The sequence below is a fragment of the Citrobacter sp. wls826 genome (assembly GCF_005281245.1).
GTDB lineage: Bacteria > Pseudomonadota > Gammaproteobacteria > Enterobacterales > Enterobacteriaceae > Citrobacter > Citrobacter braakii.
In genome coordinates this window covers 273,088-282,607 of the sequence record NZ_SZWS01000053.1, presented here as the reverse complement: position 1 = coordinate 282,607, position 9,520 = coordinate 273,088, and the positions used below count along the sequence as shown (strand labels likewise).

Sequence of the window (9,520 nt, the reverse complement as noted above, 5' to 3'; positions counted from 1 at the left end):
CAAAGCCGCCGTTGCCGTGGCGGCGTTGTGTGAAAAATACAACGTTGAGCTGGTCGCGATTGGTAACGGTACGGCGTCGCGCGAAACCGAGCGTTTCTTCCTCGACGTGCAGAAACAATTCCCGAAAGTGACCGCGCAGAAGGTGATCGTCAGCGAAGCCGGGGCATCGGTTTACTCTGCTTCCGAGCTGGCGGCGCTGGAGTTCCCGGATCTCGATGTTTCGCTGCGTGGCGCGGTGTCTATCGCCCGTCGTTTGCAGGATCCGTTGGCGGAGCTGGTGAAAATCGATCCGAAATCTATCGGCGTGGGCCAGTATCAGCACGATGTTAGCCAGACGCAACTGGCGCGCAAGCTGGATGCGGTGGTGGAAGACTGCGTGAACGCCGTCGGCGTCGATCTGAATACCGCTTCCGTGCCGCTGCTGACCCGCGTTGCCGGCCTGACGCGCATGATGGCGCAAAACATCGTCGCCTGGCGCGATGAGAACGGTCAGTTTCAGAACCGTCAGCAACTGCTAAAAGTTAGCCGCCTGGGGCCAAAAGCCTTTGAACAATGCGCGGGCTTCCTGCGTATCAACCATGGCGATAACCCACTGGATGCTTCTACCGTTCACCCGGAAGCTTATCCGATTGTGGAACGCATTCTGGCCGCAACCGAACAATCGCTGCGTGACCTGATGGGCAACAGCAACGAACTGCGCAATCTGAAAGCAGCCGATTTTACCGACGAACGCTTCGGGGTGCCGACCGTCACCGACATCATCAAAGAGCTGGAAAAACCGGGCCGCGACCCGCGTCCTGAATTTAAAACCGCGCAGTTTGCTGATGGCGTAGAAACCATGAACGATCTGCTGCCGGGAATGATTCTGGAAGGGGCAGTCACTAACGTCACGAACTTCGGCGCGTTTGTTGATATTGGCGTTCATCAGGATGGTCTGGTGCATATCTCTTCATTGTCGAATAAGTTCGTCGAAGATCCACACACCGTGGTGAAAGCGGGCGACATTGTGAAAGTGAAAGTGCTGGAAGTTGACCTACAACGTAAGCGTATCGCACTGACCATGCGTCTGGACGAGCAGCCGGGTGAAACCAATGCGCGTCGCGGCGGCGGGAATAACGATCGCACTCAAAGCAATCGCCCGGCGCCAAAAGCCGCGAAACCTCGTGGTCGTGACGCACAGCCTGCGGGTAACAGCGCCATGATGGATGCGCTGGCGGCGGCAATGGGTAAAAAACGCTAGTGTGACTTTTGTGCCGGATGGGGGGTGTAACCTCCTTATCCGGCTAACTTGTTGCAATTAATTTGTAAGCCGGATAACACGCGTGAGCGTCGCCATCCGGCATATTTAGTCTATTTCCCGCTTTCTACCGCCATATATTTATCACTTCATTAACAGATGAAACCTTAATTAAACATTAAGATCTTCACTAATTATTTCCGCGAATCATTCGTTCTCAACCAGAATAAATATTGAGGAATATCAAAATTGGCGCAAATTATTATCCAATTGTACATTCCGTCACATTTATTCTATTGATGATAGAAACCATTCTCATTATCATTGATCTGTTGATTATTTACTCTTTCCTTACGTTGGCTAATCATCTGGCCTCATGCCGCCTTGCCGCCCCATGAGGTAATCATCCAGTTAGCGAGATATAAGTAGGTCCCTATGCAATTCACTCCTGACAGTGCGTGGAAAATTACCGGTTTTGCCCGTGAAATCAGCCCGGCTTATCGTCAGAAACTGTTGTCACTTGGCATGCTACCCGGCTCCTCTTTCAACGTGGTACGCGTCGCCCCACTCGGCGATCCTATCCATATCGAAACGCGTCGCGTAAGTCTGGTATTGCGTAAGAAAGATCTGGCGTTATTAGAAGTGGAAGCGGTTTCCTGTTAATACAGTGAGTCTATAAAAATGAAAAAACTAACCATTGGTTTAATTGGCAATCCTAATTCCGGCAAGACAACTTTATTCAACCAGCTTACCGGCGCACGCCAGCGTGTAGGCAACTGGGCAGGCGTTACCGTTGAGCGTAAAGAAGGTCATTTCGCAACGACGGACCACCAGGTCACGCTGGTTGATTTACCCGGCACCTATTCTCTGACGACAATCTCATCCCAGACCTCTCTCGATGAGCAGATCGCCTGTCACTATATTTTAAGCGGCGACGCGGATCTCTTGATCAACGTGGTCGATGCTTCAAACCTTGAACGCAACCTCTACCTGACGTTGCAACTGCTTGAGCTGGGCATCCCCTGCATCGTCGCGTTGAATATGCTGGATATTGCCGAGAAGCAGCAAATCCGTATCGATATCGATGCCCTCTCCGCTCGCCTTGGTTGCCCGGTGGTTCCGCTGGTATCCACCCGCGCCCGCGGCATTGAAGCGCTAAAGCTGGCTATCGATCGCTACAAAGAAAACGACACCGTCGAGCTGGTTCATTATGCCCAGCCGCTGCTGCAGGAAGCGGATTCCCTCGCCGATGCGATGGCCAAAGATATGCCGTTAAAACAGCGCCGCTGGCTGGGCCTGCAGATGCTGGAAGGCGATATCTACAGCCGGGCCTACGCGGGTGATGCCGCGCAAAACCTTGATGCCGCCATTGCACGTCTGAGCGAGACAATGGACGATCCGGCACTGCATATCGCCGATGCGCGCTATCAGTGCATTGCCGCTATCTGCGATACCGTCAGCAACACCCTGACGGCAGAGCCGAGCCGCTTCACCACCGCAGTAGATAAAATCGTCCTCAACCGCTTCCTCGGGCTGCCGATTTTCCTGTTCGTGATGTACCTGATGTTCCTGCTCGCCATCAACATTGGCGGCGCGCTGCAACCGTTGTTTGACGTCGGCTCCGTAGCGCTCTTTATCCATGGGATTCAGTGGATTGGCTACACGCTGCACTTCCCGGACTGGCTCACTATCTTTTTGGCACAAGGTCTTGGCGGCGGGATTAACACCGTGCTGCCACTGGTACCGCAAATCGGCATGATGTACCTGTTCCTCTCCTTCCTTGAAGACTCCGGTTACATGGCGCGCGCCGCGTTTGTAATGGACCGTCTGATGCAGGCGCTGGGACTGCCGGGCAAATCGTTTGTCCCGCTGATCGTCGGCTTTGGCTGTAACGTACCGTCCGTGATGGGCGCACGTACGCTGGACGCCCCGCGTGAACGTCTGATGACCATCATGATGGCGCCATTTATGTCTTGTGGCGCTCGCCTGGCGATTTTCGCCGTCTTTGCCGCTGCGTTCTTTGGTCAGAACGGTGCGCTGGCGGTCTTCTCACTGTACGTACTGGGCATCGTTATGGCGGTATTGACCGGCCTGATGCTCAAACACACCATCATGCGTGGCGAAGCAACGCCGTTCGTGATGGAGCTGCCGGTGTACCACGTGCCGCACATTAAGAGTCTGATTATTCAGACCTGGCAACGCCTGAAAGGCTTCGTTCTGCGTGCGGGTAAAGTCATCATCATCGTCAGCATTTTCCTCAGCGCGTTTAACAGTTTCTCGCTGAGCGGAAAAATCGTCGACAACATCAACGACTCTGCTCTGGCTTCCGTCAGCCGCGTAATCACGCCGGTCTTCAAGCCGATTGGCGTTCACGAAGATAACTGGCAGGCAACCGTAGGTCTGTTCACCGGCGCGATGGCGAAAGAAGTGGTTGTCGGTACGCTGAACACGCTCTATACCGCAGAAAACATTCAGGAAGAAGAGTTCAACCCGGCAGATTTCCACCTCGGTGACGAGCTGCTCGGCGCGGTAGATGAGACCTGGCAAAGCCTGAAAGACACCTTCAGCCTGAGCGTACTGGCTAACCCTATTGAAGCCAGCAAGGGCGACGGTGAAATGGCTACGGGTGCAATGGGCGTGATGGGCGAAAAATTTGGCAGCGCTGCCGCCGCTTACAGCTACCTGATTTTCGTGCTGCTGTATGTGCCGTGTATTTCGGTAATGGGCGCTATTGCACGTGAATCCAGCCGTGGCTGGATGAGCTTCTCGATTCTGTGGGGCCTGAACATCGCCTACTCTCTGTCGACGCTGTTTTATCAGGCGGTCAGCTACAAAGAGCACCCGACCTACAGCCTGGTGTGCATTTTAGCTGTCATCCTGTTTAACATTGTGTTGCTGGGCCTGCTGCGTCGAGCTCGCAGTCGCGTGGATCTCGCACTGCTGGCGACCAACAGGACGGCAAGCTCCTGCTGTTCCAGCACCACTGGCGACTGCCACTAAGGTTATCGACAATGGCATCGCTTATTCAGGTTCGTGATTTATTGGCTTTGCGGGGACGCATGGAGGCAACTCAAATTAGCCATACGCTGCACACCCCGCAGCCCATGATTGACGCCATGCTGAATCAGTTAGAAAAGATGGGCAAAGCGGTGCGGATTCAGGAAGATGCCGACGGGTGTCTTTCCGGAAGCTGCAAGAGTTGTCCGGAAGGTAAAGCCTGCCTGCGCGAGTGGTGGGCTTTGCGCTAGTTCGATGCCGGATGGCGCTACGCTTCCGGTCTAAAAATGACTGCAAACGTCCTGGCCGGATAAAGCGTTTATGCTGATATCCGGCTTTTTGCGTAATGGATTCCACAAAGATGTCTCTGTTTCAGCAAAGCAGATCTATCCTCCAGCCTGGCGCGCATCGTTATCAACTCGTGGATGATTACTGGCGACCAGGGAAGTAGAGTCTCGTCATCTTGTTTCTCAGGTGACGGATCGCCATGAATACTGACACGACTGCTACGCCGCATGACGCGATTTTTAAAACGTTCTTAAACCACCCTGCTACCGCACGCGACTTTCTTCGGCTCCATCTTCCAGCCTCTTTGCAAAAACTGTGCGATCTGAACACGCTACAACTGGAATCGGGCAGCTTTATTGAGGACGATTTGCGCGCGTACTATTCCGATGTGCTGTGGTCATTAAAAACCCGCGAAGGCGATGGCTATATTTACACCATCATTGAGCATCAGAGCACCGCCGATGCCCATATGGCATTTCGGCTGATGCGTTATGCCATTGCGGTCATGCATCGTCATTTGGCTGCAGGTCACAAGAAACTTCCGCTGGTGATACCCATGCTTTTTTATCATGGCGCGGCAAGCCCATACCCCTACTCACTCTGCTGGCTGGACGAATTTGACGACCCAAAGGCCGCCAGACAACTTTATACCGCAGCGTTTCCACTGATCGATATCACCGTTGTTCCCGATGACGAGATCATGCAGCATCGCCGGATAGCGCTGTTGGAACTCATCCAAAAACATATTCGTAAACGCGATTTGATGGGGCTGGTAGAAAAACTGGCCATCCTGATTATTAAAGGACACGCTAATGACAGCCAGTTGAAAGCCTTGTTTAATTATCTAATGCAGGTCGGGGACACCGCACATTTTACCGAGTTTCTTCATGAGGTCGCCGAACGTTTACCCCAACATAAGGAAAAGTTGATGACTATCGCCGAAAGATTACGACAAGAAGGGCATCTTAATGGTCTTCAGGAAGGCCATATGAAAGGGTTACAAGAGGGGTTACAAACGGGCTTGCAACAAGGTAAACGAGAGGAAGCTTTACGTATTGCATCAACCCTGCAGGCTGATGGTATCGATCCGCTGACCATCTTCAGAATTACCGGCCTGACCGCTGAGGATCTGGCTACGCGCAGCCATTAATCTCAAGCCCGGTAAGCGTGGCTCTACCGGGCAACACAACAGATTTATAGGCGTTTTTTTAACGCCACCAGCGCTGCACAGAACTCTGCAGGATGCGAGATAAACGGTGCATGCGCCGCTTTAGCAAATATCAACGACTCGCTATGCGGCCACAGGGCATCGAGCATTGGGACCACTTTGCGCGGAACCAGTCCATCGAGATAGCCGTACAACCGCAGAAAAGGCATGTCCACAGCGCACAGAGGCTCACGCAGATCGACCGTTTTCAGGATCTCCAGTCCGCCATTGAGCACCTCGACATTCGGCATGGGTAACGCCAGAACTGTTTTCTTCAGTGCTCGCGCATCCTGACGCGCGGTGTCCGTGCCCATCGTCTGCAACGCCAGAAAACGTTCCACCGTACGCTGGAAATCTTCGCTCAACTGCTGCTGGAAACCTGCCAGCACTTCTGGCTTGATACCCGGCCACTCGTCACGCGCGCTAAAGCAAGGGGAAGACGCCACGGTCACCAGCGCCTGAACACGTTCAGGATGGGTTAACGCCACCTGGCTTGCGACCAGCCCGCCCAGACTCCAGCCGAGCCAGATGGCTTTCTCCGGTGCCTGTTTTACTACCCGCTCAGCCATCTCTTCCAGCGACATTGCGCCGAACCCCTGGCTGCGACCAAATCCCGGTAAGTCGACAAGATGCAGCGTGAAATGCGAACTCAGTTCCTCGCTTATGCAATGCCACACTTGCGCATTCAGTCCCCATCCGTGCAGCAGCACAAGATGGCAATTTCCCGAACCCTGGGTCTGCCACCAGATGTCATTCATCAGTTATTGTTCTCTTTTAGCCTGAAAGGATGCTTCTATGCTAACAGTACCGGGATTGTGCTGGCTATGCCGAATGCCCCTGACGTTAGGGCATTGGGGGATCTGTTCAGTCTGCACACGGGCAACGCATCAGCACGTCAGCCGGTGCCCTCAATGTGGACTCCCTACCGCGCATACCGTCGTTCCCTGCGGGCGCTGTCTGCAAAAACCACCGCCGTGGCAGCGACTGGTTACCGTCAGCGACTATGCTCCGCCATTGAGCGGGCTTATCCACCAGCTCAAGTTTTCCCGACGTGGCGAAATGGCCCCCGCTCTTTCACGCTTGTTGTTGCTGGAGGTATTACAGGCCCGGCGCGTCAGCGGTCTTCCTCTGCCGGACAGGCTCGTCAGCGTCCCGCTCTGGCAACGCCGGCACTGGCGCAGAGGGTTTAATCAGAGCGACTTACTGTGTCGTCCCCTGGCACGCTGGCTAGGCTGCGACTGGGACAGCCGGGCCATCACGCGGGTTCGGGCAACCGCCACACAGCACCATCTCAGCGCCCGATTACGTAAACGTAACCTGAAAAACGCCTTTCGCCTTGAATTGCCAGTGCAGGGACTCCATATGGTCATTGTGGATGATGTCGTCACTACCGGAAGTACCGTCGCGGAAATCGCGCAGCTGCTTTTACGCAACGGCGCGGCGACTGTCCAGGTATGGTGCCTGTGTCGAACCTTGTAGAGCCTCGATGATGGGCGTATTATAACCAAGTAAAATAGTCAACTATTAGGCCATTACTATGATCCATATTTCCGATGCTGCACAAGCGCACTTTGCCAAACTGCTGGCAAATCAGGAAGAAGGGACACAAATCCGCGTATTTGTGATTAATCCCGGCACGCCTAACGCTGAATGCGGCGTTTCTTATTGTCCGCCGGACGCCGTGGAAGCAACCGACACCGCCATTAAATTTGACCTGCTGACCGCATATGTTGATGAACTGAGCGCACCGTATCTGGAAGATGCAGAAATCGATTTCGTTACCGACCAGTTAGGCTCCCAGCTGACCCTGAAAGCACCAAACGCCAAAATGCGTAAAGTTGCCGATGATGCGCCGCTGATGGAACGCGTGGAGTACATGCTGCAATCGCAGATCAACCCACAGCTGGCAGGTCACGGTGGTCGCGTCTCTCTGATGGAAATCACCGATGAAGGCTACGCTATTCTGCAGTTTGGCGGCGGATGTAACGGCTGTTCAATGGTGGATGTAACGCTGAAAGAAGGTATCGAGAAACAGCTACTGGCTGAATTCCCTGAACTGAAAGGCGTTCGCGATTTAACCGAACACCAGCGCGGCGAGCACTCTTACTACTAACGCCTCAACCTGTAGAATCTCCGTAGGCCCGTTAAGACGCATCCGCGCCGCCATCGGGCATTGATGCCGGATGGCAGCGTAATCGCGTTATCCGGCCTACAACCTTGCATTTCTCCGCATATTTCCTGCAACAATCCCCCTCATAATTTGACCAGCCTCTCATAATTTAAATTTTGCCTGCCCAGGTGATTTTCAAGCGCCGTATGTTACCCGTATCATTCGCATCAGCACCTAACACACACATAACAGCCAGCTAAACTGATTAGTTTTGAAGGCAACCAGCATTGGTGCTGAGAATGCTCTGTTCCCGGTCGGGACAATCGGAATTTGTCATCTAAACACTGACGTTACCCATAACAAAGTAAAGGCCAGGTAAATCATGCCATTAGTCATCGTTGCTATCGGTGTAATCTTGTTACTCCTCCTGATGATCCGTTTCAAAATGAACGGTTTCATCGCTCTCGTCCTGGTGGCGCTTGCTGTCGGATTGATGCAAGGGATGCCACTGGATAAAGTCATCGGTTCGATTAAAGCCGGTGTCGGCGGAACCCTTGGCAGCCTCGCCCTGATTATGGGTTTTGGCGCCATGCTGGGCAAAATGCTGGCGGACTGCGGCGGCGCACAGCGCATCGCAACCACCCTGATTGCTAAATTCGGCAAAAAACATATTCAGTGGGCGGTGGTATTAACCGGCTTCACCGTCGGTTTTGCCCTGTTCTACGAAGTCGGCTTCGTGCTGATGCTGCCGCTGGTGTTCACCATCGCCGCTGCTGCCAACATCCCGCTGCTGTATGTTGGCGTGCCGATGGCTGCTGCGCTGTCCGTAACTCACGGCTTCCTGCCGCCGCACCCAGGTCCGACCGCTATTGCCACCATTTTCCATGCAGATATGGGTAAAACCCTGCTGTTTGGTACGATTCTGGCAATCCCGACCGTTATTCTCGCCGGTCCGGTGTACGCTCGCTTCCTGAAAGGCATCGATAAGCCAATCCCGGAAGGTCTGTACAGCGCGAAAACGTTTACTGAAGAAGAGATGCCTGGCTTTGGGGTCAGCGTCTGGACCTCTCTGGTACCGGTTATCCTGATGGCGATGCGCGCCGTGGCGGAGATGATTCTGCCAAAAGGCCACGCTTTCCTGACGGTGGCAGAATTCCTGGGTGACCCGGTTATGGCAACGCTTATCGCGGTGCTGATTGCAATGTTCACTTTTGGTCTGAACCGTGGACGTTCGATGGATCAGATCAACGACACGCTGGTGTCCTCCATCAAAATCATCGCGATGATGCTGTTGATCATTGGTGGTGGCGGTGCCTTCAAACAGGTCCTGGTGGATAGCGGCGTGGACAAGTACATCGCGTCAATGATGCACGGTTCAAACGTTTCTCCGCTGCTGATGGCATGGTCTATCGCTGCGGTACTGCGTATCGCACTGGGCTCCGCAACCGTTGCAGCGATCACCGCTGGTGGGATTGTGGCACCGCTGATTGCAACGACCGGCGTAAGCCCTGAACTAATGGTTATTGCGGTTGGTTCCGGTTCCGTCATTTTCTCCCACGTGAACGATCCAGGCTTCTGGTTGTTCAAGGAGTACTTCAACTTGACCATCGGTGAAACCATCAAGTCATGGTCAATGCTGGAAACCATTATCTCCGTCTGCGGTCTGGTAGGGTGTCTGCTG

General features: G+C 53.8%; 9 protein-coding genes. 8 read left to right on the top strand and 1 reads right to left on the bottom strand.

What is annotated here, in order from left to right:
• From FDW87_RS22600 to FDW87_RS13745, 5 genes are all read left to right on the top strand, one after another.
• The coding region (locus FDW87_RS22600; protein WP_252363171.1) for a helix-hairpin-helix domain-containing protein at nt 1-1,240 on the top strand (1,240 nt) is incomplete at its 5' end.
• A 432-nt stretch (nt 1,241-1,672) separates the two neighbouring features.
• The gene (feoA, locus tag FDW87_RS13760) at nt 1,673-1,900 is read left to right on the top strand and encodes a ferrous iron transporter A (RefSeq protein ID WP_003023519.1); all 228 of its coding nucleotides are present in this window, start codon (nt 1,673-1,675) and stop codon (nt 1,898-1,900) included.
• Between the two features lie 18 nt (nt 1,901-1,918).
• Nucleotides 1,919-4,237, top strand: a complete 2,319-nt coding sequence (feoB, locus tag FDW87_RS13755; RefSeq protein WP_016157644.1) for a Fe(2+) transporter permease subunit FeoB — start codon at nt 1,919-1,921, stop codon at nt 4,235-4,237.
• A gap of 11 nt (nt 4,238-4,248) precedes the next feature.
• On the top strand, nt 4,249-4,485 hold the full coding sequence (feoC, locus tag FDW87_RS13750; RefSeq protein ID WP_003023516.1) for a [Fe-S]-dependent transcriptional repressor FeoC: 237 nt from the start codon (nt 4,249-4,251) through the stop codon (nt 4,483-4,485).
• A 236-nt stretch (nt 4,486-4,721) separates the two neighbouring features.
• Entirely contained in the window at nt 4,722-5,672 is a 951-nt protein-coding gene (locus tag FDW87_RS13745; protein WP_137379838.1) for an Rpn family recombination-promoting nuclease/putative transposase, read from the top strand.
• 44 nt (nt 5,673-5,716) lie between these two features.
• Here FDW87_RS13745 and bioH read toward each other — a convergent pair whose 3' ends face one another.
• Entirely contained in the window at nt 5,717-6,487 is a 771-nt protein-coding gene (gene bioH / locus FDW87_RS13740) for a pimeloyl-ACP methyl ester esterase BioH (protein ID WP_016154806.1), read from the bottom strand.
• A gap of 37 nt (nt 6,488-6,524) precedes the next feature.
• On the opposite strand from bioH, the gene gntX reads away from it, so the two are divergent.
• The 3 genes from gntX to gntT form a co-directional block, all read left to right on the top strand.
• On the top strand, nt 6,525-7,208 hold the full coding sequence (gene gntX / locus FDW87_RS13735; RefSeq protein ID WP_137366908.1) for a DNA utilization protein GntX: 684 nt from the start codon (nt 6,525-6,527) through the stop codon (nt 7,206-7,208).
• A 58-nt stretch (nt 7,209-7,266) separates the two neighbouring features.
• Entirely contained in the window at nt 7,267-7,842 is a 576-nt protein-coding gene (nfuA, locus tag FDW87_RS13730; protein WP_003023509.1) for a Fe-S biogenesis protein NfuA, read from the top strand.
• A gap of 379 nt (nt 7,843-8,221) precedes the next feature.
• Nucleotides 8,222-9,520 (top strand): gluconate transporter (gene gntT, locus FDW87_RS13725; RefSeq protein ID WP_137379854.1); only part of this gene is annotated, 1,299 nt, incomplete at its 3' end.